This window comes from Kitasatospora misakiensis (assembly GCF_042656005.1).
In the GTDB taxonomy this organism is placed as follows: domain Bacteria; phylum Actinomycetota; class Actinomycetes; order Streptomycetales; family Streptomycetaceae; genus Kitasatospora; species Kitasatospora misakiensis.
The window spans coordinates 18,156-41,411 of record NZ_JBHSOF010000006.1; the positions used below are offsets into that span (position 1 = coordinate 18,156).

At 74.0% G+C, this 23,256-nt stretch carries 20 protein-coding genes; 8 read left to right on the forward strand and 12 right to left on the reverse strand.

Annotation, left to right across the window (positions count from 1 at the left end; all coding sequences use genetic code 11):
- Positions 1 to 248 precede the first annotated feature (248 nt).
- Together ACFP3U_RS07035 and ACFP3U_RS07040 are read left to right on the forward strand one after the other, a co-directional pair.
- On the forward strand, positions 249 to 623 hold the full coding sequence (locus ACFP3U_RS07035; protein ID WP_380224367.1) for a hypothetical protein: 375 nt from the start codon (positions 249 to 251) through the stop codon (positions 621 to 623).
- Positions 624 to 680: 57 nt separating this feature from the next.
- Entirely contained in the window at positions 681 to 1,043 is a 363-nt protein-coding gene (locus ACFP3U_RS07040) for an ArsR/SmtB family transcription factor (RefSeq protein WP_380224368.1), read from the forward strand.
- A gap of 56 nt (positions 1,044 to 1,099) precedes the next feature.
- On the opposite strand, the gene ACFP3U_RS07045 is transcribed toward ACFP3U_RS07040, so the two are convergent.
- Positions 1,100 to 2,269, reverse strand: a complete 1,170-nt coding sequence (locus tag ACFP3U_RS07045) for an aminotransferase class V-fold PLP-dependent enzyme (protein WP_380224369.1) — start codon at positions 2,267 to 2,269, stop codon at positions 1,100 to 1,102.
- Positions 2,270 to 2,705: 436 nt separating this feature from the next.
- Here ACFP3U_RS07045 and ACFP3U_RS07050 point away from each other — a divergent pair, with 436 nt between their 5' ends.
- The 3 genes from ACFP3U_RS07050 (at position 2,706) to ACFP3U_RS07060 (ending at position 7,539) form a co-directional block, all read left to right on the forward strand.
- Entirely contained in the window at positions 2,706 to 4,490 is a 1,785-nt protein-coding gene (locus ACFP3U_RS07050) for a S9 family peptidase (protein ID WP_380224370.1), read from the forward strand.
- A gap of 89 nt (positions 4,491 to 4,579) precedes the next feature.
- Entirely contained in the window at positions 4,580 to 4,957 is a 378-nt protein-coding gene (locus ACFP3U_RS07055) for a YrdB family protein (RefSeq protein ID WP_380224371.1), read from the forward strand.
- Between the two features lie 224 nt (positions 4,958 to 5,181).
- The gene (locus ACFP3U_RS07060) at positions 5,182 to 7,539 is read left to right on the forward strand and encodes an immune inhibitor A domain-containing protein (protein WP_380224539.1); all 2,358 of its coding nucleotides are present in this window, start codon (positions 5,182 to 5,184) and stop codon (positions 7,537 to 7,539) included.
- Between the two features lie 57 nt (positions 7,540 to 7,596).
- Here the strand turns inward: ACFP3U_RS07060 and ACFP3U_RS07065 are convergent, their stop codons facing one another.
- The 6 genes from ACFP3U_RS07065 to ACFP3U_RS07090 all read right to left on the reverse strand — a co-directional run bounded on the left by ACFP3U_RS07065 (position 7,597) and on the right by ACFP3U_RS07090 (position 15,113).
- Entirely contained in the window at positions 7,597 to 9,057 is a 1,461-nt protein-coding gene (locus ACFP3U_RS07065) for an MFS transporter (protein WP_380224372.1), read from the reverse strand.
- Between the two features lie 363 nt (positions 9,058 to 9,420).
- The gene (locus ACFP3U_RS07070; protein WP_380224373.1) at positions 9,421 to 10,398 is read right to left on the reverse strand and encodes an ABC transporter ATP-binding protein; all 978 of its coding nucleotides are present in this window, start codon (positions 10,396 to 10,398) and stop codon (positions 9,421 to 9,423) included.
- Complete coding sequence (locus tag ACFP3U_RS07075) at positions 10,395 to 11,396, reverse strand: ABC transporter ATP-binding protein (protein WP_380224374.1); 1,002 nt, start codon at positions 11,394 to 11,396, stop codon at positions 10,395 to 10,397. Before ACFP3U_RS07075 ends, ACFP3U_RS07070 begins: the two co-directional genes overlap by 4 nt.
- On the reverse strand, positions 11,396 to 12,382 hold the full coding sequence (locus tag ACFP3U_RS07080) for an ABC transporter permease (protein WP_380224375.1): 987 nt from the start codon (positions 12,380 to 12,382) through the stop codon (positions 11,396 to 11,398). The genes ACFP3U_RS07075 and ACFP3U_RS07080 overlap by 1 nt, the downstream gene beginning before the upstream one ends.
- Positions 12,379 to 13,341: an ABC transporter permease gene (locus tag ACFP3U_RS07085; RefSeq protein WP_380224376.1), complete on the reverse strand. Its 963-nt coding sequence runs from the start codon at positions 13,339 to 13,341 to the stop codon at positions 12,379 to 12,381. Before ACFP3U_RS07085 ends, ACFP3U_RS07080 begins: the two co-directional genes overlap by 4 nt.
- Positions 13,342 to 13,355: 14 nt before the next feature.
- Positions 13,356 to 15,113 (reverse strand): ABC transporter substrate-binding protein, encoded by a 1,758-nt coding sequence (locus ACFP3U_RS07090; protein WP_380224377.1) that lies wholly within the window; start codon positions 15,111 to 15,113, stop codon positions 13,356 to 13,358.
- 303 nt (positions 15,114 to 15,416) lie between these two features.
- On the opposite strand from ACFP3U_RS07090, the gene ACFP3U_RS07095 reads away from it, so the two are divergent.
- A complete protein-coding gene (locus ACFP3U_RS07095) occupies positions 15,417 to 16,820 on the forward strand; it encodes an aminopeptidase P family protein (RefSeq protein ID WP_380224540.1) in 1,404 nt (467 codons plus the stop codon).
- A gap of 63 nt (positions 16,821 to 16,883) precedes the next feature.
- Here ACFP3U_RS07095 and ACFP3U_RS07100 read toward each other — a convergent pair whose 3' ends face one another.
- The 3 genes from ACFP3U_RS07100 to ACFP3U_RS07110 all read right to left on the reverse strand — a co-directional run bounded on the left by ACFP3U_RS07100 (position 16,884) and on the right by ACFP3U_RS07110 (position 19,887).
- On the reverse strand, positions 16,884 to 17,924 hold the full coding sequence (locus ACFP3U_RS07100) for a nitronate monooxygenase (protein ID WP_380224378.1): 1,041 nt from the start codon (positions 17,922 to 17,924) through the stop codon (positions 16,884 to 16,886).
- Positions 17,925 to 17,998: 74 nt separating this feature from the next.
- On the reverse strand, positions 17,999 to 18,649 hold the full coding sequence (locus ACFP3U_RS07105) for a response regulator (RefSeq protein WP_380224379.1): 651 nt from the start codon (positions 18,647 to 18,649) through the stop codon (positions 17,999 to 18,001).
- A complete protein-coding gene (locus tag ACFP3U_RS07110; protein WP_380224380.1) occupies positions 18,646 to 19,887 on the reverse strand; it encodes a sensor histidine kinase in 1,242 nt (413 codons plus the stop codon). Before ACFP3U_RS07110 ends, ACFP3U_RS07105 begins: the two co-directional genes overlap by 4 nt.
- A gap of 195 nt (positions 19,888 to 20,082) precedes the next feature.
- Here ACFP3U_RS07110 and ACFP3U_RS07115 point away from each other — a divergent pair, with 195 nt between their 5' ends.
- Positions 20,083 to 21,159 (forward strand): ABC transporter permease, encoded by a 1,077-nt coding sequence (locus ACFP3U_RS07115; protein WP_380224381.1) that lies wholly within the window; start codon positions 20,083 to 20,085, stop codon positions 21,157 to 21,159.
- Positions 21,156 to 21,836 (forward strand): ABC transporter ATP-binding protein, encoded by a 681-nt coding sequence (locus tag ACFP3U_RS07120; RefSeq protein ID WP_380224382.1) that lies wholly within the window; start codon positions 21,156 to 21,158, stop codon positions 21,834 to 21,836. Before ACFP3U_RS07115 ends, ACFP3U_RS07120 begins: the two co-directional genes overlap by 4 nt.
- A 1-nt stretch (position 21,837) precedes the next feature.
- Here the strand turns inward: ACFP3U_RS07120 and ACFP3U_RS07125 are convergent, their stop codons facing one another.
- Together ACFP3U_RS07125 and ACFP3U_RS07130 are read right to left on the reverse strand one after the other, a co-directional pair.
- Positions 21,838 to 22,428: a Uma2 family endonuclease gene (locus ACFP3U_RS07125; RefSeq protein WP_380224383.1), complete on the reverse strand. Its 591-nt coding sequence runs from the start codon at positions 22,426 to 22,428 to the stop codon at positions 21,838 to 21,840.
- Positions 22,429 to 22,527: 99 nt separating this feature from the next.
- Positions 22,528 to 23,244 (reverse strand): GntR family transcriptional regulator, encoded by a 717-nt coding sequence (locus tag ACFP3U_RS07130; RefSeq protein WP_380224384.1) that lies wholly within the window; start codon positions 23,242 to 23,244, stop codon positions 22,528 to 22,530.
- Positions 23,245 to 23,256: the final 12 nt, after the last annotated feature.

Genomic DNA, 23,256 nt, shown 5'->3' on the forward strand with positions numbered 1-23,256 from the left:
CGGGGGTCGTTGGTGTGATCTCGCATCTCAGCGAGAGGTTACCCGGCATGACCGACATCGATAGCACCGTTTTTCCCGGGCAACGGATCGGATCTCTCTCACATCCATAGTTGCAAATGTCTTCAACCGGTCGTCCGGTGACCAGCTTCGAACGTCTCCGGTCATTCGCGGTGGCGCGCCGGGGTGCCTCCCTACATTCGGTGCCACATCCCGGTGGCACCCACCGGGCTCACGGGAGGTAGCGCGCGATGGCGAATCTGGAGACCTCGCTCAAGGAGGCCATGGCGATCGAGGGCGCGATCGGCGTGGCCCTGGTCGACTACAGCAGCGGTATGGCGCTCGGCAGCCTCGGCGACGGCGGCGAGCTGGACCTGCACGTCGCCGCCGCCGGGAACACCGACGTGGTGCGGGCCAAGATGCGGGCGATGGAGATGCTCAACCTGCTCGACAACGAGATCGAGGACATCCTGGTCAGCCTGACCAGCCAGTACCACCTGCTCCGGCCGCTGACCACGCAGAGCGGCCGGGGGCTGTTCCTGTTCCTGGCGCTCAACCGGGGCCGTGCCAACCTCGCGATGGCCCGGCACCAGCTGAAGCGGATCGAACTCGTGCTGGAGCTCTGACGCCGCCGGACCACCCGAGCAGGCCGAAGCGGCCTGGACCCACCAGGGAGGGCCGCCGTGGCGGTCGCGCTGTACCAGGCCAAGGCCGAGTTCTTCCGGATGCTCGGCCACCCCGTCCGGATCCGGGTGCTGGAGCTGCTGCAGGCCGGACCGACGCCCGTCCGCGCGCTGCTGGCGGAGCTGGAGGTCGAACCGTCCAGCCTCTCGCAGCAGCTCGCGGTACTGCGCCGGTCCGGCATCGTCACCGCCACCCGGGAGGGCAGCACGGTGGTGTACGCGCTGGCCGGCGGGGACGTCGCCGACCTGCTCCGGGCGGCGCGGCGGATCCTCACCGGGCTGATCTCGGAGCAGCACGTGCTGCTCGCCGAGCTCCGCGCCGCCGCGGACCAGGCCCCGGGGGCCGGGCGCGAGCCGGGGTGACCGGGCCGCGCCGGGCCCGCCGTGACCGGACCGCGCCGGGCAGGGCAGGGCAGGGCCTAGCCGAGCAGCTCCGCCAGCCCGTCCGCCAGCACCCCGTACTCGGGCGCCCGGTTGTACAGCTGCGCGCACACCCGCAGCACCCCGCCGCCCGGCCACGGCCGCGCCACCGTCCGCACGGCGTGCCGCCGCCACATCGCGGCCATCAGCTCCTGCGCCTGCGGCTGCGTCTCGGCGACCGCGGGCGGCAGCCGCAGCACGCGCATCGACAGCCCGGCCGAGGTCGGCAGCGCGGCCAGCCCGGTGCGCTCGGCGACCAGCGCGGCGCCGTACGCGGCCAGCCGCTCGTTGTGCTCGCGGACCAGCCCCGGGCCGAGCCCGTCCAGCACGTCGAGGCCGGCCGGGGCGGCCAGCCAGGGCGTGTAGTCCAGCGTGCCGCGCCATTCGACGGAGGCCGGGTAGCCCTGGTGGTCCTCCCAGGAGAGGAGCAGCGGACGGATCTTGCCGACCCACTCCGGGCGGACCACCAGCACGCCGGTGGCTCGCGGGGCGAACGCCCACTTGTGCAGGTTGCCGAACCAGAAGTCGGCCTCGACCGGGACCGGCCCGGCCAGCATGCCGGGCTCGTGCGCGGCGTCCACCACGGTGGTCACGCCGCCCGCGCGCAGCGCCCGGAGCAGCTCGGGGGTGGCGATCCGGCGGGCGGTCGACGAGGTGATGCCGTCCAGGACGGCGAGCACCGTGCGGTCGGTGACCTCGGCCAGCACGGCCTCCCGGACGGCGTCCCCGTCCGGGAGGTCCAGCGGCAGCCGGACGGTGCGCAGCTCGGCGCCGACCTCCTCGGCGCGGCGCCGGACGGCCTCGTTGACCGTGCCGTAGCCGTGGTCGGTGACCAGGACGTGGTCGCCGGCGGCGAGCGGGACGTTGGCCAGGGCGACGGCGATCGCGTCGGTCACGTTGGGGACCAGGGCGAGCAGCTCGGGTTCGGTGCCGAGCGCGGTGGCGAGCCGCGCCCGGGCGGCGGCGACCCGTCCGGGCAGGTCGGCGAAGAAGCCGTCCGGGTCGGCCTCCTGCTCCTCGTACAGGCGCCGCTGGAGCTGCTGGACGGGGACGGGGACGGCGCCGAAGGAACCGTGGTTGAGGTGGACCACCGCCGGGTCGAGCGAGAACAGCCCTTCGGTCCCGGCCAGCGGCTCGGGGGGTAAGACGGTCCACGGGCGATCGGTCACTGCATTCCTCCTGGGGGGTCTGGGGATTCTGGCCCTGTTATCTGGATCACGTGCTGTGTGACATTTCACATGTCGCGCTACTGGTGGCGAGTCCGTTCCGCGGCGAGCATCGGGTGGTGACCATCTCCGACTCCTACTCTCCCTCAGCGCCCGGACCGGCCGCTTCGGTTTCGGTACCCCGCGAACGATCACGCTCAACCAGGACGGTACCCAACTCCCGCTGCTCCGCTCCAGCGGTCCCGAGGACCGGTTCGACCGGCTCCACCTCCTCGACCTCACCACCGGCGCGGAGCGCGAGGTCGCCGACCCGACCGCGCTGGCCCCCGGCCGCACCGGCTCGACCGCCGACCTGCCCGCCGTCGAGCGCCGACTGCGCGAGCGGTCCCGGCTCACCGCCGCCGGCATCGGCACCTTCGGCGCCACCCCGGACCTCGCCGTGGCCGTCTTCGCCCTCGACGGCCGGCTCTTCCGGACCGCGACCGCGACCGGCCGGACCGTCGAACTCCCCACCGCCGGGCCCGCGTTCGACCCCCGCCCGGACGCCACCGGCCGGCGCGTCGCCTATGTCGCGGACGACGCGCTGTACGTCACCGACGCGGACGGAGAAGGCGACGGCGACGGCGCCCGCCCTGGTCCCGGCCGCCGGCTCAGCCCGGACGACGGCGCCCGCTGGGGCGTCGCCGAGTTCGCCGCCGCCGAGGAGCTGGGCCGCCACCGCGGCCACTGGTGGCGGCCGGACGGCGGCGCCGTACTCGCCGCCCGGGTGGACGAATCCGCCCTCCCGCCGCGCCACTTCGCCGACCCCGCGCACCCCGAGCAGGCCCCCGAGCAATTCGCCTACCCGCAGGCCGGCGGCCCCAACGCCGACGTCCGGCTCCTGGTGCTCGGCCTGGACGGCACCCGCGTCGAACTCCGCTGGGACACCGGCGCCTTCCCGTACCTGTGCGCCGCCGAGTGGGCCGGCCCGGACGAGCTGCTGCTCACCGTCGCCGACCGGCTGCAGCAGAACGTCCTGCTGCTGAGCGCCGACCCGGCCACCGGCGCCACCACCGAACTCTCCCGCACCACCGACGAGTTCTGGGTGGACGACCTGCCCGGCACCCCCGCCCGGCTGGCCGACGGCCGGCTGCTCACCGTCCTCGACACCCCCGAGGCCCGCGGCCTGGCCCTGGACGGCAAGCCGCTGGACACCACCGGCCTGCAGATCCGCCGGGTCGTCGGCCGGCTGCGCGGCCGGCTGCTCTGCGAGACCGGCGAGGGCGACCCGTTCGACCAGCACGTCCACCTGATCGACCCGGACGGCGGGGCGCCCGAGCGGCTCTCCGAAGGGCCGGGCCTGCACAGCGCGCTGGCCGCCGGCGACACCCTGCTGCTCACCTCGGCCGGCCCGGACGGCGTGCGCCGCGAGGCCCGCACCCCGCACGGCACCGTCACCCTCACCGACCTCGCCGCCGCCCTGCCGTACCGGGTCGAGCCGCTGCTGGCCCGGGTCACCGAGCGCGGCCTGCCGAGCGCCGTGGTCTACCCCCGCGGCCACCTCCCCGGCCGCAGGCTGCCCGTGCTGCTCGACGTCTACGGCGGCCCCGGCTTCCAGGCGGTGGCCAACGAGCCGCGCCGCTGGCAGCTCAAGCAGTGGTGGGCCGACCAGGGCTTCGCGGTGGTCACCGTCGACAACGGCGGCACCCCGTTCGTCTCCCCCGCCTTCACCCGGACCGTCTTCCGCCGCTTCTCCCAGGTCGCGCTGGACGACCAGGTGGCCGCGCTGCGGGCGCTCGGCGCCGCGCACCCCGACCTCGACCTCGGCCGGGTCGGCGTGCGCGGCTGGTCGTACGGCGGCTACTTCGCGGCGCTGGCCGTGCTGCGCCGCCCGGACGTCTTCCACGCGGCCTGCGCCGGCGCCCCGCCGACCGACTTCCGGCTGTACGACACCGCGTACACCGAGCGCTACCTGGACCTGCCCCAGCAGAACCCGGAGGGCTACGCGGCCGACTGCCTGCTGGACGACGCGGCGTCACTCGCCCGGCCGCTGCTGCTGATCCACGGCCTGGCGGACGACAACGTGCACCCCTCGAACACCCTGCTGCTCTCCCAGGCGCTCACCCGGGCCGGACGGCCGCACAGCCTGCTGGCCCTGCCCGGCATCACCCACATGACCCCGGGCGGCGTGCAGGAGCAGCTGGCCCAGGCCGAACTCGCCTTCCTGCGCGCCTCCTTGGGGTGATCCATTGTGCCGGGGCGAGCCCGCCTGCCAGACTCCCACCATGATCGGCACCCCGGCGGGGCGCCGCACGGAACGGGGAGGACGAACGGATGAGGACCAGCAGACCGGGACCGGTCGCGCAGCGGGAGTGGACCCCGGTGACCGTCGTCAACGGCGGGCTCGCCTTCACCCTGGAGCTGGGGCTGCTCGCGGCGCTCTGCTACTGGGGTTTCAAGACCGGCTCCGGCACGGTCACCCGGATCCTGCTCGGGGTGGGCGCGCCGGCGCTCGCGGCGCTCACCTGGGGCCTGTTCCTGGCCGCCGGCGGGCCGACCTTCCCGCTGCCGACCGCCGCGCAGATCGCCCTCAAGCTGGTGGTCTTCGCGATCGGCGCCCTGGCCCTGCACGCCGCCGGACGGACCACCCTGGGGCTGGTGTTCGGGGCGCTGGCGCTGATCAGCGTGGTCGTGGAGTACACCGCGGGCTGACCGCACCGACCGCACACCCCACGCGCGCGCCGCACGACCACCCCACCCGGGCCGTGCGGCGCTCCGCGTTCCGGCCCTGACCCACGGGCGAACCTGCGAGCGGGCGGGCCGATTTCGCCATCTTCCGCACCACCCATGCCATGTGAAATATTACCTGCGCTCCCCGACCGTCGGTCACCCCTCCGACACCCCACCGTCCGGAAAGGACCGGTCAGTTGCGCAAAATGTCCGCGGTACTCGCGGCCGCGCTCACCACGAGCGCGATAGCGGCCACCCTCCTCGGCACTCCCGCCCAGGCCGCTCCCCCCGCCACCACGGCGGCCGTCACCGCCCAGGCCGCCGAGCCCGGCGGCCTCGAAGCCCCGCCGGCCCCGCTCGCCCCGCAGGAGCGCGAGCGCCAGTCGCTGCGCACCAAGGCGCTGGAGCAGCTCAACAAGGGCGCCGTGGCGAAGACCACCGACCACAGGGCGCCCGCCAAGGTGCGGATCGGCAACGACTACGTCCAACTCGCGCAGGAGCGCAAGGACAAGGTCTTCGTGATCCTCGCCCAGTTCGGCGACCAGGTGGACAACACCACGCTGTACAACGGTCAGCCGCGCTACGCCGGCACCCCCGGCCCGGCGCACAACACCATCCCCAAGCCCGGCAGGAGCGACAACCACACGCTCTGGAGCCAGGACTTCAACCGGCAGTACTACCAGCAGCTGTTCTTCGACGACACGCCCGGCGTGGTCTCGATGCGCAACTTCTACCGCACCCAGTCCTCCGGCCGGTACGACCTCGACGGCACCGTCAGCGACTGGGTCACCGTGCCCTGGAACGAGGCCCGCTACGGCTCCAACAAGGGCCCGCAGGGCTCCGGCGCCTGGACCCAGGGGCAGGAGTTCATCCGGGACGCCGTCAAGGCCTGGTACGACAGCCGGATCGCCGCGGGCCGCTCGGCCGCCGACGTCAAGGCCGAACTGGCCCAGTACGACGTCTACGACCGCTACGACCACGACAAGGACGGCGAGTTCGACCAGCCCGACGGCTACCTCGACAACGTCGTCGTCGTGCACGCGGGCGTCGACGAGACCTGGGGCGGCGGCGCCCAGGGCGCCGACGCGCTGTGGGCGCACCGCAGTTGGACCTTCCCGGACGCGACCGGCCGAACCGGCCCGGTGGGCAACCGGATCGGCGGCGCACCGGTCGGCGACACCGGCCTCTACGTCTACGACTACGTCCAGGCGGGCGAGAACAGCGGAGTCGGCCTGTTCGCCCACGAGTTCGGCCACAACCTCGGCCTGCCCGACCTGTACAGCACCAGCGGCGGCGACAACAGCGTCAACTTCTGGTCGCTGATGTCCTCCGGCTCGTACCTGGGCAAGGGCAGGAACACCACCGGCGGCTACCCCGGCGACCTCGACGCCTGGAGCAAGCTGCAGTTCGGCTGGCTCAACTACGACGAGGCGCAGGCCGCCACCCGCTCCAGCCACGCGCTCGGCGTCAGCGGCTACAACACCGACCAGGCGCAGGCCGTCCTGGTCCACCTGCCGGACGGCACCACCAGCACCGACCTCGCCGACCCGCGCGAGGGCGCCCGGCAGTGGTGGAGCGACACCGGCGACAACCTGGACAACGCGCTGGCCCGCGACGTCGACCTCGGCGCCGTCACCGGCCCGGCCGCCCTCGACGCGGCGGTCTGGTACGACATCGAGCAGGACTACGACTTCCTGACCGCCGAGGCCTCCACCGACGGCGGCAGGAGCTGGACGGCCCTGCCCGGCACCGTGGACGGCACCCCGCTCGGCAACACCAGCGCCAACGTCCCCGGTCTGAGCGGCACTTCCGGCGTCTACCGGCAGCTGCACATCCCGCTGGACGGCTACGCCGGCAGGACGGTCCGGCTGCGGCTGCACGTCACCTCGGACGGCAACACCCACGGCCGGGGCGTCCTGGTCGACGCCGTGCGGATCACCGCGGGCGGCACCGAGCTGTTCGCCGACGGCGCCGAGAACGGCTCCAACGGCTGGGCCACCACCGGCTTCACGGCCATCACCGGCCGCACCGTGGTCAAGCAGCACCCGCGCGCGTACCTGGTGGAGAACCGCCGCTACACCGGCTACGGCGAGTTCCTGAAGACCGGCCCGTACAGCTTCGGCTACACCGGGGTCGAGGGCAAGAAGGACATCGTCGACAACTACCCGTACCAGGAGGGCGTGCTGGTCTGGCTCTGGGACACCGGCTACGGCGACAACAACACCAAGGACCACCCGGGCGGCGGCCTGATCCTGCCGATCGACGCCCACCCGACGCCGATCCGGTTCGCCGACGGCACCCTGGCCAACGGCCGGGCGCAGACCTTCGACGCGACCTTCTCGCTCAGGCCGACCACCGCGTTCACCCTGCACAAGGCGGGCGTGCCGGTCCGGATCGGCTCCGAGCAGGCCGTCCCGGTCTTCAACGACCGCGCCGGCGTCTACAGCGACCCGGCCACCCCGCAGCTCGGGGTGAAGGTGCCGGACACCAACACCAGGATCGAGGTCGTCCGCGAGTCCCAGGGCGGACGGATCACCACCGTCCGGGTGGGCCCCGCTTCCTGAACCAACAGGCCGACCGCCCCGGTCCTCCCACCAGGAGGACCGGGGCGGTCTCCTGGCTCAGGCCCCGGCCCGCGCCCGCCGCAGGCTCAGCGCGGCGGTGGCGGTGCCGAACACGGTCAGCGCGCCGAGCCCGAAGACCATGTACCGGGCGCCGTCCAGCGTGGAGTCCCCGCCGACGCTCACCAGCGTCCCGGCCAGCGCCGAGCTCACCGTGAAGGCGATCAGCTGGGTGGTGTTGAGGCCGGCGGCCGCCTTGGCGCCCTCCACCTCGTCGTCGGTGCTGCGCATCGCGGTGACGCTCAGGTGCGGGAAGGCCGCGCCGATGCCGGTGCCGCCGGCCACCAGCACCACCGCCCACAGCAGCACCCGGCCGCCGGACGCCTGCGAGGTCTGCAGCAGCCCGTAGGCCAGCAGGCCCGCCGTGAGCACCGCCGGGCCGATCCGGACGGCCAGCGAACGGGCCCGGTCCGAGCGCAGGTTGACGCTGAACAGCTGGGCGGACGTCCAGCCGACCGACACCGTCGCGCCGAGGAAGCCGGCCGCCAGCGGGCTCAGTCCGCCCAACTCCTGGCCGAACAGCGGGATGAAGGTCTCGGTCATCACGCCCGTGCAGTACACCGCCACGGTCAGGTAGATCCACTTGAGGTGGTTGCCCCGCCGGTAGGTGAGCTTCGGCAGGACGGTCGCCGACCCGCGGCGCTCCACCAGCAGGAAGCCCGCCAGCAGCGCCAGGCCCGCCGCGATGCACAGCGCCGTCGCCCAGCCGCGGGGCACCGTCGAGCTGATGCTGAAGGTGGCCGCCGCCAGCGTCAGCAGCAGCAGCGAGGCCAGCGGCAGCGGTTCGGCGGGGCGCCCCGACCCGGACGGGCCGGGCAGCGAGCGCCGGGCCAGGACGGCCAGCACCACCGCGGCTACCAGGAGCACGACGTAGGCGCCGCGCCAGGCGTCCAGCTCGGCGAAGAGTCCGCCGAGCGAGGGGCCGACCAGCGTGCCCACGCCCCACATCGCCGACACCAGCCCCGCCGCGCGGGTCCACAGCCGCTCCGGCAGCGCGGTGCGGATCACCGCGTAGCCGAGGCCGGCCAGCAGGCCGCCGCCCAGGCCCTGGACGACCCGCCCGACGATCAGCGCCTCGATCGACGGGCTGGCCGCGGTCAGGCCGGCGCCGGCGGCGAACACCAGGAAGCCGGTCAGGTAGGCGCGGGAGGGCCCGAGCCGGGCGAGCAGCCGGCTGACCAGCATCGCGGCGGTCACCGCGGCGATCAGGAAGCCGGTCGCCACCCAGGCGTAGAAGCGGGCGCCGCCGATGTCCTCGACGATCGAGGGGAGCAGGGCGGCGGTGAAGTAGAGGTTCATCGCGTACAGGGCGACACCGCCGGCCATGATCGAGGCCGGGGCGGCGAACCGCTTGGAGAACAGTTCGCCCCAGCCGGAGGACGCCCGCGGCGCCGCCTCCGGAGCGTGCGGTCCCTGGTCGGCGTCGGTGGCGGCGGTCCGGGCGGGCGAGGTTTCGGTCACGTGGACACGCTAGGAGTTCAAGTCGACTTGAAGTCAAGGACCCGGCGCCGGACGGGTGACCCCGACGGGCCCGTCCCCGGGAACGACGGAGCGGCGGAAGGGCCCGCCGGGTCCGACGACCCGGTCGGACCCGGCGAGCCCACCCCACCCGGCAGAGATCGACCGGGTGGATCCCGGTCGGGCGCGGCCCTCATCACAGGCTCCCCGCCACGCCCGACCGGGGGTCGGCACACGAGGAGCGGTGCTCCTCGCGCGTTCGGTGCCGTACCGTCCGCCGTGGGGCGTCGGACGGTACGGCGGTTCAGCCGCGGCCGGGGGCGCGCCCATCGGCAGGCGCCCTCGGCCGCGAGACCGCGTCCCGGATCAGTTCTCCGGGAAGTGGCAGGCCGCCTCGCGCCCGCCGGGACCGGCGATCCGCAGCAGCGGCCGCTCGGTGCGGCAGATCTCCCGGGCCTTCGGGCAGCGCGGGTGGAAGCCGCACCCGGACGGCGGGTCGGCCGGGCTCGGCGGGTCGCCGAGCAGCACGATCCGCTCGCGCGCCCGCTCGGCGGCCGGGTCCGGCAGCGGCACCGCGGAGAGCAGGGCCTTGGTGTACGGGTGCGCCGGGTTGCCGTACACCTGGTGCTTGTCGCCGATCTCGACGATCCGGCCGAGGTACATGACCGCGACCCGGTCGCAGACCCGCTTGACCACCGAGAGGTCGTGCGCGATGAAGATGTACGCCAGCCCCAGCTCGTCCTGGAGCCGCTCCATCAGATTGACCACCTGGGCCTGGATGGAGACGTCCAGCGCGGAGACCGGCTCGTCGGCGACCACCAGCCGGGGCGAGGTGGCCAGCGAGCGGGCGATGCCGATGCGCTGGGCCTGGCCGCCGGAGAACTCGTGCGGGTAGCGGTCCAGGTGCTCGGGGATGAGGCCGACCAACTCCATCAGCTCGGCCGCCCGCTTGCGCGCGTCGGCCGCGCCGCTGCCCTGGACCAGCAGCGGCTCGGAGATGATCCGGGCCACCGTCTGCCGGGGGTTGAGCGAGGAGTACGGGTCCTGGAACACCATCTGCAGGTGCCTGCGGTGCGGGCGCAGCTGGGCCTGGGTCAGGCCGCCGATCTCGGTGCCGTCGAAGGTGACGGAGCCCGAGGTCGGGTCGATCAGCCGGACGATCATGCGCCCGGTGGTGGACTTGCCGCAGCCGGACTCGCCGACCAGGCCGAGCGTCTCGCCGGCGCCGACGTCGAAGCTGACGCCGTCCACCGCCCGGATCGGGGCGCCGGGCCTGCCGGTGCGGGAGCGGCGGCCGGGGAAGGTCTTCACCAGATCCCGGACCGTCAGCAGGGGTTCGGTCATCCCAGGGCTCCTTCCGGCACCAGCGGCAGGTGGCAGGCGGCCTGGTGGCCGGGGGCGAGCGGGCCGAACTCCGGCCGCTCGGACAGGCAGCGGGCGTGCTCCTCGGCGGTGGCGGCGGCGGTGCGGACGCAGCGCGGGGCGAAGGAGCAGCCGGGGGCGGGGGCGATCAGCGACGGCGGGCTGCCGGGGATGGCCCGCAGCGGGGCGTCGTCGGTGTCGTCCAGGCGGGGCAGCGAGTCGAGCAGCCCGCGGGTGTACGGGTGCGCGGGGGTGGCGAACAGCCGCTCCACGGGCGCCTGTTCGGCGGCGCGGCCGCCGTACATGACGAGCACCTCGTGGGCGACCCGGGCGACCACGCCGAGGTCGTGGGTGATCATCACGACGCCGAGGCCGCGCTCCTGCTGGATCCTGGCGATCAGGTCGAGGATCTGGGCCTGGACGGTGACGTCGAGCGCGGTGGTCGGCTCGTCGGCGATCAGCAGCTCGGGCTCGCAGGCGAGCGCCATGGCGATCATGACGCGCTGGCGCATGCCGCCGGAGAACTGGTGCGGGTACTCGTCGACCCGGCGGGCCGGCTCGGGGATGCCCACCTCGGCGAGCATCTCCACGGCGCGCTGCCGCCCGGCCTTGCGGGAGGCCTTGAAGTGCACCCGGTAGTGCTCGGCGATCTGCTCCCCGACCGGGTAGAAGGGGTGCAGGCTGGACAGCGGGTCCTGGAAGATCATGGCGATCCGCCGGCCCCGGACGGTGCCGAGCTCCCGCTCGCCGAGGCCGTTGAGCTCCTGGCCGTTCAGCCGGATCGAGCCGCCGACCCGGGCGCCGCGGTGCAGGCCCATGACGGCGAGCGAGGTGACGGACTTGCCGCTGCCGGACTCGCCGACCAGGCCGAGGGTCCGGCCGGCCTCGACGGTGAAGGTGATGCCGTCGACGGCCCGGACGGTGCCGCGCGGGGTGTCGAAGGAGACCCCGAGGTCCTCGACCTCCAACAACGCAGTCATCAGTACCTCACTCTCGGGTCGACGAAGGCGTAGAGCAGGTCGACCAGCAGGTTCGCGACGACGATGAAGAAGGCCGCGAGCAGGGTGACACCGAGGATGACGGGCTGGTCGGAGCGGAGCAGGCCGTCGTAGAAGAGCCGTCCGATCCCGGGCAGTCCGAAGATCGACTCGGTGATGACGGCGCCGGCCAGCAGGCCGCCGAGGTCCATGCCGAAGATGGTGAGGATCGGCGTCATGCCGGAGCGCAGCCCGTGCTTGACGGTGACGGTGAGGGCGGGCATGCCCTTGGCGCGGGCGGTGCGGATGTACGGCTCGGCCATCGCCTCGATCATCGAGGTCCGGCTCTGCCGGGCGTACTGGGCCGCGTAGAGCAGCGCCAGGGCCGTCCACGGCAGCAGCAGGTTGGCGGCCCAGGAGAGCGGGTCGTCGGTGAGGTCGTGGTAGGCCGGGTACGGCAGCAGGTCCGCGGTCCGTACGATGCCCCAGATCAGCATGATCGAGGTGAAGTAGACCGGCAGCGAGGCGGCGCCCACCGACAGGACGGTGAGGATCTTGTCGGTGGCGGTGTTCTTGCGCAGCGCCGAGGTGATGCCGGCGCCGAGGCCGAGGATCAGCCAGAGCACGGCCGAGCCGATGGCGAGCGAGACCGAGACCGGCAGGCGGTCGACCAGCAGCTCCCAGACCGGCAGCGAGTACTCGTAGGAGTAGCCGAGGCAGGGGAAGCCGCAGTGGCTGGCGCTGGGGCCGCTGCCGTAGTCGCGGCCGGCGACGATGCCGGCGAGGTAGGCGCCGAACTGCTCCCAGACCGGCTTGTCCAGGCCCATCGCGGCCTTGACCTCGGCCAGCCGGTCGGGGCCGCAGGTCTTGCCGCAGGCGGCCGCCGCCGGGTCGTTGGGCAGCAGGTAGAAGATGGTGAAGGTGATGGCGCAGATGGCCAGCAGGATGCCGGCCACGCCGAGCAGCCGGCGGCCGAGGTAGAGGATCACGCCCGTCCGCCCTTCGGGTCGAGGATGTCGCGCAGCGCGTCACCGAGCAGGGTGAAGGCGAGCACGGCGACGAAGAGGAAGACCGTCGGGATGAGGAAGTACGTCGGGTCGGTCTCGTAGAAGACGATCGACTCGGCGATCATCTGCCCCCAGGAGGGGGTCGGCGGCCGGACGCCGACGCCGAGGTAGGAGAGCGCGGCCTCGGTGGCGATCATGCCGGGGATCAGCAGGGTGGTGTAGGCGATGATCGGCCCGGAGACGTTGGGCAGGATCTCCCGGGTGAGGATGCGCCAGGAGCGGGCGCCGCCCACCTTGGCGGCCTCGACGTACTCGCGGTGCTTGAGCGAGAGGGTCTGGCCGCGGACCACCCGGGCCACCCCGGGCCAGCCGAACAGGCCGATGACCACGGTCATCAGCAGGATCCGGTTGACGTCCTTGGCCACCGACATCATCGCGATCATGAAGATCAGCGAGGGGAAGGACATCGTGAGGTCCATCAGCCGGGACAGCGCGCTGTCGACGCGGCCGCCGAAGTAGCCGGCCGCGATGCCGGCCAGGGTGCCGGCGATCACGACGACGGCGGTGGCGACGAAGGCGATCAGCAGGGACACCTGGCCGCCGTGCAGGACGCGGGCGAACAGGTCGCGGCCGCTGGCCGGCTCGACGCCGAACCAGTGCCGGGCCCCCACGCCGCCGAAGTCGCCCTTGGGCAGGCCGCCCAGGTAGGCGTCGATGGCGCGCTTGTCGAACTCCTCGGCGCTCCAGCCGCCGAGCGCGCTCAGCGGGCCGGCCAGCGCGGCCAGCAGGATCAGGAAGGCGACCATGACCAGACCGAACCGGGCCGAACCCTTGGCCCACAGCTGGTCCAGGACCAGCCGCCAGGGCCCGCGCCCGGAGGGCTTCGCGGGGCCCGCCGCCGCGACGGGCGCGGCGGCGGGCTCAGTGGTGGTTCCGCTCATTGCCGGACGACCCCTCAGCCCTGGCTCTTGGCGGGGTCCTTGAGGCCGACGGCGGCCATGTCGATCATGCCGGCGTAGCCCGGGGCGCCGAACGCGCCGGCCACGTTGGTGCCGACCAGCAGCGCGCGGCGCTGCCACATCAGCGGAACGGCCGGAGCCTTCTTCATCAGCTCCTCGTCCAGCTTCCTCCAGGCCTCGTTGGCCTCCTTCACGTCCGAGAGGCCGGCGATGCGGTCCATCTCGTCCATGGTGGCCTGGTCGCGGAACTGGCTGTAGTTGCCCTGGTTGCCCTTGTCCTTGATGGTGCGGCCGTCGAACAGGAAGGGCAGGAAGGTGGCACCGGACGGGTAGTCGGGGCACCAGCCGTTGATGGTCAGCTCGGGCGCGGCCTTGGCGTCGCCGAGGGTGTCGGTGAACGCCGACGGGTCGACGGTGTTGACGGTGACCTGGACGCCGGCCCTGGCCAGCGACTGCTGGATCGCCTCGCCGCGGGTCTTGTCGCCGAGCGAGACGGTGAGCGCGACCTTGAGGTCGGCCTTGCCGGCCGCCTTGAGCAGCTCCTTGGCCTTCGCCGGGGCGCCGGCGGCCGGGACCCTCAGCGGGTCGGCCTTGACGCCGCCGGTCAGCGACGGCGGCAGGAAGGAGGTCGCGACGTCGGCGATGGCGGGGCCGCCGAACGCGGTCACCTGGGCCTCGCGGTCGACCGCCCACATGACCGCCTCGCGGACCTTCGGGTCGTCGAACGGCGCCTTGGAGGTGTTCAGGTAGAGGCTGTCGGTGCAGCCGGTGCGCTCGGCGACCAGCCGGGCCTTGACGTCGGGCTTGGGCAGCACCTTGGAGACCGACTCGGGCCGCATCCAGGGCATCTCAATGGCGGAGGCGTCGGCGCCGTCGCTGGCGATGACGCGGTCGTCGACCTGGCCGCCCTTGAGGCCCTGGGTGACCACGATCCTGTCCGGGTAGGCCTTGCGGATCGGGTCGGTGGCCGCGTCCCAGTTGCCGTTGCGGACCAGCACGAGCTGCTTGCCGCGGTCGTAGCTCTCGATCTTGTACGGGCCGGAGGAGAACGGCCGCATGTCGTACTGGGTGCCCTTCTCCTGGGCCGGCGGCACGGGCGCGAAGGTGGGCAGGGTCGCGGTGTAGGAGAACTCGGCGACCGGGCGCTTGAGGCGGAAGACGATGGTCCTGTCGTCCGGCGTCTCGATGCTCGGCAGGTGCTCGCCGTTCAGCGGGCCCTTGTAGTTCTCGCCGCCGGCCAGGTACTGGACGGCGTAGTCGGGGCCGCCGGTGAGGTCCGGGGAGAACGAGCGCTCGACGTTGTACTTGATGTCGGAGGACTTGATCGGGGAGCCGTCCTCGTACTTCAGGCCGTCGCGCAGGGTGAAGGTCCAGGTCCGGCCGCCGTCGGAGGGGCGGCCGACGTCGGTGGCGAGGTCGGGGACGATCTCGTTGCCGGCCTCGCCCGGCTGGGCCTTGAAGGTGACCAGGGTGCGGTAGATCAGCCGGGTGCCGAAGTCCATCTGCGGCAGGGTCCAGTTGCGGGCCGGGTCGAGGTGGGCGAAGTCCTGGTTGGTCAGCACGGTGAGGGTGCCGCCCTTGACGGGCGTGCCGCCCACCAGCGTGCCGGTGTCGGCGCCGGGCCCCTTGGTGGAGGTGGCGGCGGTGTCGCCGGAGCCGCTGTCGTCCTTGTCCTTCTTGCCGCAGGCTCCGAGCCCGAGGGTGAGTGCCGCCGCGATGGCCGCCGCGAGGGCGGTCTGGGTACGCCTGTTCATAATGACTCCGCAGTGGGGGGCCCGCTGTGAAGGCCCGTCGTCCGACCCCGGGGGTGGATCCGGGGCCCGGCCGGGAGGGCGACCTCAGGGGGTCTAGCCGCTCCGCCGGTGTGACCCGTAACATAGTAATGTGAAATTGCACTGCACAAGAGGTGGCGCCGCCCGTTACCGAGCTGTGTCCGTGCCGCGCCCCCTCCCCCAACTCCGTACCACCCCGCTTAGGAGCACCCGGTGACCCTCCGTCAGACCGGTCTCAACACCGGAAGCCACGACCTTCCCGTGTCCGCCGCGCTCAACGCCTTCATGGGCACCGCCTGGGCGCCCACCCCGCTCCCGGCCGACGACCGCGTGCCCGGGTACGCCGTCACCCCCGGCCGCCGCACCCGGCTGTCCGCGGCCTTCCCCGGCGAGCGCCTGATCGTCCCGGCCGGCCGGCTCAAGGTCCGCAGCAACGACGTCGATTACCGCTTCCGCCCGCACAGCGCCTACGCCTGGCTCACCGGCCTCACCGGCGAGGACCAGGTCGGCCACGTGCTCGTCCTGGAGCCGACCGGCACCGACGGCCACGAGCCCGTCCTCTACCTGCGCCCCCGCTCCCCGCGCGGCGGCGACCCGGTGCGCGGCGCCGAGTTCTTCCGGGACCGCCGCTACGGCGAGTTCTGGGTCGGCCGCCGCCCCGACCTCGACGAGGCCGCGCGGCTCACCGGCGTCCGCGTCGAACACCTCGACGAACTCGACAAGCTGCTCACCGGCCCGCAGCCCACCACCCGGGTGCTGGCCGGCGCCGACCCCGAGCTCGACGCCGCCACCGGCCGCCCCGGCTCCGCCGAACTCACCGCCGCCGACGGCCTGTTCGCCGCCGTCCTTTCCGAACTCCGACTCGTCAAGGACACCTGGGAGGTCGAGCAGCTCCAACTCTCCGTCGACCACACCGTGCTGGGCTTCGAGGACGTCGTCCGCGCCCTGCCCGCCGCGCTGCGCCACCACCGCGGCGAGCGCTGGATCGAGGGCGTGTTCAACCTGCGCGCCCGCGCCGAGGGCAACGGCACCGGCTACGAGACCATCGCCGCCTCCGGCGCCCACGCCTGCGTCCTGCACTGGATCCGCAACGACGGCGCGCTCGACCCGAACGCCCTGCTGCTGCTCGACGCCGGCGTGGAGACCGACACCCTCTACACCGCCGACATCACCCGCACCCTCCCGCTGAGCGGCACCTTCACACCCGTCCAGCGCCAGGCCTACGAGCTCGTCCTCGCCGCCCAGCAGGCCGGCATCGACGCCCTGCGCCCCGGCGCCCGCTTCCGCGACTTCCACGCCGCGGCCGCCCGGGTCATCGCCGAGGGCCTCGCCGACTGGGGCGTCCTGCCCGTCTCCGCCGAGGAGGCGCTCGCCGAGGACAGCGGCCTCTACCGCCGCTACACCCTCTGCGGCACCGGCCACATGCTCGGCCTCGACGTCCACGACTGCGCCCGGGCCCGCGCCGAGACGTACCTGGACGGCGTCCTGGAGGAGGGCCACGTGCTCACCGTCGAGCCCGGCCTCTACCTCCAGCCCGACGACGAGACCCTCCCCGCCGAACTGCGCGGCCTCGGCATCCGGATCGAGGACGACCTGGTGATCACCGCCGAGGGCGCGCGCCTGATGTCCGGCGCGCTCCCGCGCACCGTCCCGGCCATCGAGTCCTGGATGGCCGAACTGCTGGGCTGAGTCCGCGGTGCCGGCGCTACGGCGGCCGGGCCGGCGCCGTTCGGGGCCCTCGGGCCGTCGGGCTCACCGCCCGGCGGCCCGGGCCTCCCCCCACAGCCGCGCGACCAGCTCCGCCGCCGGGCCGCCGCGCGCCGCCCGGTGCCCCGTCCCGGCCCACAGGTGCATCGCCGCGGTGTCACCGCGCCGGGTCGCCGCCGCGCGCAGCGGCTGGGTCAGGTGGTGCACCTCCGGATAGGCCGCCGGGGCGAACGACCCGTACCGGTCGATGAACGCGTTGCGCAGCCCCCGCGCCGGGCGCCCGGTGAACGCCCGGGTCACCGCCGTCGCCTCGAACTCCGTCAGCGCCGCCCGGTGCGCCGCCGAGGTCCCCGCCTCGTCCGCCCGCAGCAGCGCCGTCCCCAGCTGCACCGCCACCGCCCCGGCCCGCAGCGCGGCCGCCACCGCCGGACCGTCCGCCAGCCCGCCCGCCGCGACCAGCGGCAGCCCCGTCACCGCCCGTACGGCGGCCAGCAGTTCGAGCAGCGGGACGTCCCCCGGCCGGTCCGCCACCCCGTGGGTGGCCCGGTGCCCGCCCGCCTCCGGACCCTGCACGCAGAGCGCGTCCATCCCGGCCGCCTCGGCCCGGCGTGCCTCCTCCGGCGTGGTCACGGTGCCCACCTGGACGGTCCCCGCCGCCCGCAGCGCCCGCGCCTCCTCGGCGGCGGGCAGGCCGAAGGTGTAGGAGACCACGGGGACCGGCCCGGCCAGCAGCGCGGCGATCTTGGCGTCCCAGTCGTCCCGGTCCGGCCCGATCTCCTCCGGCAGGACGACCCCGTGGCGCTCCGCCTCCGGCCGCAGCCGCTCCCGGTAGGCGGCGACGGCCGCCGCGTCGCCCGGCGCGGCCGGTGTGGTCGGCACGAAGAGGTTCACCCCGAACGGACGGTCCGTCAACTCCCGGGCGCGGTCGATCTGTTCGGCCATAGCGTCGGCGGAGCGGTACCCGGCGGCCAGGAAGCCCAGCCCGCCCGCCCCGTTCACGGCGGCCACCAGCTCCGGCGTGGACGCCCCGCCGGCCATCGGCGCGGCGATCACGGGCACCGCGAGTTCGTCGAGTCGGACAGCCATCCGGGGATCCTCCGATCGCGCGGCACACGGATCCGCCCACCCTACGCCCGCCGCAGGTCACCCCCTGCGCCGGATCAACCCCCGCGCCGGATCAGCCCCCGCGCCCGCGCCTCCCGCACCGCCGCCGTGCGCGACTCGACCCCCAACTTGGTGTAGACGCGCACCAGGTGCGACTTCACCGTCGCCTGGCTCAGGTGCAGCCGCAAGCTGATCGCCTGGTTGGTGAGCCCGTCCGCGACCAGCCCCAGCACCTCCGTCTCCCGTACGCTCAGCGCCGCCGCGGGCGTCCGCATCCGCTCCAGCAGCCGGTCCGCCACGGTGGGCGCCAACGCCGGCCGCCCGGCCGCCGCCGACCGCACGGCCCGGGCCAGCTCCTCCGGCGGCGCGTCCTTCAGCAGGTACCCGGTCGCCCCGGCCTCCAGCGCCGGCAGCGTGTCCGCGTCGGTGTCGTAGGTGGTCACCACCAGGACCCGCGGCGCGCCCGCGCCCCGGGCGGTGATCGCGGCGGTGGCCTGCGCGCCGTTCATCGCCGAACCGGGCCCGAACTGGAGGTCCATCAGCACCACGTCCACCGCCAGCTCCGCCGCCAGTTCGACGGCGCGCTCGGCGGTCGCGGCCTCCGCGACGATCGCGAAGTCCGGCTCGCTCTCCAGGACGGCCCGCAGGCCCGCCCGGACCACCGGGTGGTCGTCGGCGAGCAGCAGGCGGATCACGGCCTCGGTCATGACGGCTCCCCGGTCGTCTCGGACGCTTCGAACGCTCTGCCGGGCAGCGGCAGCAGCACGGCGAGCGCCGTGCCCTCCCCCGGCGCGGACTCCACCGCGAAGGTCCCGCCGAGCGCCCGCGCCCGGGCCCGCATCGACGGCAGCCCGTACCCGCCGTCCCCGCCGTCCGCCGCAGCCGCCGTGTCCCCCACCGCCGCAGGGTCGAACCCCGCCCCGTCGTCCACCACGTCCAGCGCCACCTCGCCCGCCAGGAAGCTGAGCGTCACCTCGGCGTGCGTCGCCCCGGCGTGCCGCACCGTGTTGCCGAGCGCCGACTGCGCGATCCGCAGCAGCGCCACCTCGTGCGGCACCGGCAGCCGGACCCGCTCACCGGAGACGTGCAGCCGCACCGGCAGCCCGCCGCGCACCGTCGTCGTGGCGCACAGCCGCTCCAGCGCGACCGGCAGGGTGTCGCTCTCCAGCGCCGGCGGCGTGAGCGCGCGGACGAAGCGGCGGGCCTCGTCGAGGTTGTCCTGGGCGGCCTGCCGGGCCTGTTCGACGTACTCGGCGGCGGCCCCGGTGCGCTCCGGCAGGGCGCGCTGCGCGGCCCGCAGCAGCAGTTGGATGCTGGTGAGACTCTGCGCGAGGGTGTCGTGGATCTCCCGGGCCAGCCGTTCGCGCTCGGCGAGCACCCCGGCCGCGTGATGGGCGGCGGCGAGGTCCGCGCGAGCGGCGGTCAGATCGTCGATCAGGCGGCGGCGCTCCTCGCTCTCCCGGTAGAGCGCCTGGTAGCCGAGGACGGTCGCGGCGGCGACGGCGGCCCCCAGCAGCGGCCCGATCGCCGGCGCGACGCCCACCGTGTGCCGGTGGGCGGAGTAGGCGACGACGGCCGCGACGGCGGTGAGCCCCACCGCCACCGGCCCGGCCCGCCGGCCCAGCAGGTGCAGTTCCAGGAAGTACAGCGGGAAGGCCAGCCAGACGCCGTCCGGGGTGGCCACCAGCAGGCCCACCCAGGTGGCGCCGAGGAGCGCGAGCCAGAGCGCGGCGGCCCGGCGGGAGCGGCCGACGGCCCCGATCAGCGGCCCGCCCGTGTAGACGGCGGCCATCGCGGTCGCGGCGGCCAGGACGGCCGCCGGATCGCCGTCGCCCCCGGCCAGGGCCCGGACGACGGCGAGCGCGAGCAGGCCCGCCACGAGCAGGTGCAGGCAGACCCGGAGGACGCGGGCGACGGGGGTGGTGCGGGGTCGATCGGTCGCCATCCGTCCAGCCTAGGGTCCGGGCCGCCGAGCGGCATCAATCAAAAGGTTGAACTCCGCCACTGCCCTTCGATGCCGAGGATCCAATCCCCGGTGCGATGCCCGGCGGGCCCCCGTTCGGCCAGGCTCGTCACTGTCCCGGTGGGATCGGTGTCGCAGTGGATCAGCGTTTCAGTGGATCGGACGGAAGGACGCGTGGTGTTCGTCGCCTGGAGGGATCTGGGGTTCGCCAAGGGGCGGTTCGCCCTGATGGGGACCGTCGTCGTGCTGATCACGGTGCTGGTCGGCCTGCTGTCCGGCCTGACCGCCGGGCTGGGCCGGCAGAACGTCTCGGCGATCACCGGCCTGCCCGCGGACCACCTGGCCTTCGGCCGGCCCGCCGACGGCCGGCAGCTGTCGTTCACCGACTCCCAGGTCACCCCCGAGCAGTGGCAGGGCTGGGCCCGCACCCCCGGCGTCACCGGCGCGCAGCCGCTCGGCATCGCCACCACCAAGGCGGCGGCCGGGCCGCGCACCGCCGCACTCGCCGTCTTCGGCGTCCCGGACGGCTCCGCGCTGGCCCCGCAGGGCGGCTCGCTCGCCCCCGGCCGGGCGGTGCTGTCGCGGACCGCCGCGCAGGACCTCGGCGGCCTGCGGGCCGGCGACGCGTTCACCCTCGCGGGCCACCCGCTGACCGTCGCGGCCGTCGCCGGCGACGCCTCGTACAGCCACACCCCGGTGGTCTGGACGACCCTGGCCGACTGGCAGTCGGCCGCCCCGGGCGGCACCGGCCACGCCACCGTGGTCGCGCTCAGCACCACGGCGGGCGCCGACCTGGCCGCCGCCGACGCCGCGCTCGGCACCGAGACCCGCCACCGGGCCGACGCGCTCGCCGCGATCGGCTCCTACACCTCGGAGAACGGCTCGCTGCAACTGATGCGGGGCTTCCTGTTCGCCATCTCGGCGCTGGTGATCGGCGCCTTCTTCACCGTCTGGACGATCCAGCGCAGCGGCGACATCGCCGTCCTGAAGGCGCTCGGCGCCTCCACCCGCTACCTGCTGCGCGACGCGCTGGGCCAGGCCGTCCTGCTGCTGGTCCTCGGCACCGCGCTCGGCACGGCCGTCGCCGTCGGCCTCGGCGCGCTGATCGGCCCCGCCGTCCCGTTCGTCCTGGACGCCCCGACGGTGCTCGTGCCCGCCGCCGTCATGATCGCGCTCGGCGCGGTCGGCGCGGCCCTGTCCGTCCGCCGCATCACCGCCGTCGACCCGCTGACCGCCCTGGGGAGCGCCCGATGACCCTCCACCTCGACCGCGTCACCCTCAGCTACCCGGACGGCGACGGCCGGCTGACCGCCCTCGACGAGGTCTCGCTGACCGTCCCCGCGGGCACGCTCACCGCCGTGCTGGGCCCGTCCGGCTCGGGCAAGTCCAGCCTGCTGGCGGTCGCCGCGACGCTGATCGCCCCGGACTCCGGCCGGGTGGTGGTGGACGGCACCGACACCGGCGGGCTGAACCGCGCCGAACTGACCGCGCTGCGCCGGCACCGGATCGGCATCGTCTTCCAGCAGCCCAACCTGCTGCCCTCGCTGACCGCCGTCGAACAGCTCCAGGTGATGGCCCACCTGGACGGCCGCTCCCCGCGCGCGGCGCGCCCCCGCGCCCTGGAGCTACTGGCCGCCGTCGGCCTGCGCGACCTGGCCGGCCGCCGGCCGCACCAGCTCTCGGGCGGTCAGCGCCAGCGCGTCAACATCGCCCGCGCGCTGATGAACGACCCCACCGTGCTGCTGGTCGACGAACCCACCAGCGCCCTCGACCACGAACGCGGCGCCGCCGTCCTCGCCCTGCTGACCACCCTCACCCACCACCGCGCCACCGCGACCGTCCTGGTCACCCACGACCGCACCCACCTCACAGCGGTCGACCAGATCGCCGAGGTCCACGACGGCCGTCTGGCGGTGCCTTCGGCACTCTGAGCTACTTCTTGGCGGCCAGCACGTCGTCCACCGAGAGCGTCACCGACGCACCGATCGACTCCGGTAGCGCGAACGTCTGCCCGGGGTGGTGAACGGCGTGCACCCGGTACTCACCGTCCTGCGGATCGGTGAGCACCATGACCCGGGCGTTGGCCCGGTCGACGATGACGTAGACCGGAATCCCCGCCGAGGCGTAGACCGTCGGCTTCCGCTTCAGATCGTCACTCAGGTTGGAGGAGGTGACCTCCAGGACGAGGCGGAAAACAGCCGGGTCGTAGCAGTTGTACTCGATCAGATGGTCGTCGATGTCGGCATCGACGACGGCGAGGTCCGGTACGGCGTAGTCGGACGGGCCGTCCGGCAGCCAGATCCCGACACCCTGCAGGACATCGTCGTCGGCGAGACCCGCTGTGAACAGGACGCGCATGAGGCGGCTGAGGGATCGGCCGTGGGAAGCATTCGGCGGCGGCGTCACGACGATCTGGCTCCCGATGATCTCGACCCGGTGCCCAGCGAACTGGCTGGAGATCAGCTCAGCCGCTTCGAGCAGCGTCGGCTGCTCGATGGGTCCTTCCACTACGGCGGCGGACATGGAGTTCTCCTTGTTGCCGATGTCGGGAACATCATCGTAGGACGCGGGCCCGCTACCGCACCCGATCCAGGACTATTCACCCGAACGGGTGGTTTACCCCTACCGGGCCCGCAGGCGCAGGCCGGTGCGGGACTCCTCCTCGGCCGCCTCCTCCTGACCCTCGGCCCACAGGGAGCGGACGTGGCTGAGGTGGCGGGTCATGCAGGACTCGGCGGCGGGGCCGTCGCCGGCGATCATCAGGTCGAGCAGCTCCAGGTGCTCCTCGGCGGAGGAGACGAGTTCGCCGCGCTCGGCGAGCCGGTTGAGGCCGTAGAGGCGGGAGCGCTTGCGCAGGTCCCCGACGACCTCGACCAAACGGGCGTTGCCGGCCAGGCCGAGCAGGTCGAGGTGGAACTGGCGGTCCGCCTCCAGGTAGCCGATGAGGTCCTGCTTGCCGGCCGCGACGACGATCGCCTCGGCCTGCGGGCGCAGCGCCTCCAGCTGCTCGGCGGTGGCGGTGCGGGCGACCCGGCCGATGGTCGGGACCTCGATGAGCGCGCGGATCTCGGTGAAGTCGTCGAGGTCCCGCTCGGTGAGCTCGGTGACCCGGAAGCCCTTGTTGCGGACGGCCTCGACCAGGCCCTCGCGGGCGAGGTCGAGCATGGCCTCGCGGACGGGGGTGGCGGAGACGCCGAAGTCGGCGGCGAGGGCGGGCGCGGAGTAGACGACGCCGGGGCGCAGCTCGCCGGAGATCAGGGCGGCCCGCAGGGCGTGGGCGACCTGGTCGCGCAGCCGCTCCTGGACGGAGATCAGGGTGCGGGGTTTGAGGTCGGCCATGGTGTTCCTCCG

Excerpts from the sequence above, each read along its gene's own strand:
- ACFP3U_RS07055 (WP_380224371.1), top strand. The coding sequence starts at position 4,580 with ATGAGGACCAGCAGACCGGGACCGGTCGCGCAGCGGGAGTGGACCCCG.
- ACFP3U_RS07100 (WP_380224378.1), bottom strand. The coding sequence starts at position 17,924 with ATGGCTGTCCGACTCGACGAACTCGCGGTGCCCGTGATCGCCGCGCCG.
- ACFP3U_RS07060 (WP_380224539.1), top strand. The coding sequence starts at position 5,182 with ATGTCCGCGGTACTCGCGGCCGCGCTCACCACGAGCGCGATAGCGGCC.
- ACFP3U_RS07120 (WP_380224382.1), top strand. The coding sequence starts at position 21,156 with ATGACCCTCCACCTCGACCGCGTCACCCTCAGCTACCCGGACGGCGAC.
- ACFP3U_RS07070 (WP_380224373.1), bottom strand. The coding sequence starts at position 10,398 with ATGACCGAACCCCTGCTGACGGTCCGGGATCTGGTGAAGACCTTCCCC.
- ACFP3U_RS07075 (WP_380224374.1), bottom strand. The coding sequence starts at position 11,396 with ATGACTGCGTTGTTGGAGGTCGAGGACCTCGGGGTCTCCTTCGACACC.
- ACFP3U_RS07095 (WP_380224540.1), top strand. The coding sequence starts at position 15,417 with ATGGGCACCGCCTGGGCGCCCACCCCGCTCCCGGCCGACGACCGCGTG.
- ACFP3U_RS07125 (WP_380224383.1), bottom strand. The coding sequence starts at position 22,428 with ATGTCCGCCGCCGTAGTGGAAGGACCCATCGAGCAGCCGACGCTGCTC.
- ACFP3U_RS07085 (WP_380224376.1), bottom strand. The coding sequence starts at position 13,341 with ATGAGCGGAACCACCACTGAGCCCGCCGCCGCGCCCGTCGCGGCGGCG.
- ACFP3U_RS07130 (WP_380224384.1), bottom strand. The coding sequence starts at position 23,244 with ATGGCCGACCTCAAACCCCGCACCCTGATCTCCGTCCAGGAGCGGCTG.
- ACFP3U_RS07105 (WP_380224379.1), bottom strand. The coding sequence starts at position 18,649 with ATGACCGAGGCCGTGATCCGCCTGCTGCTCGCCGACGACCACCCGGTG.
- ACFP3U_RS07090 (WP_380224377.1), bottom strand. The coding sequence starts at position 15,113 with ATGAACAGGCGTACCCAGACCGCCCTCGCGGCGGCCATCGCGGCGGCA.
- ACFP3U_RS07035 (WP_380224367.1), top strand. The coding sequence starts at position 249 with ATGGCGAATCTGGAGACCTCGCTCAAGGAGGCCATGGCGATCGAGGGC.
- ACFP3U_RS07110 (WP_380224380.1), bottom strand. The coding sequence starts at position 19,887 with ATGGCGACCGATCGACCCCGCACCACCCCCGTCGCCCGCGTCCTCCGG.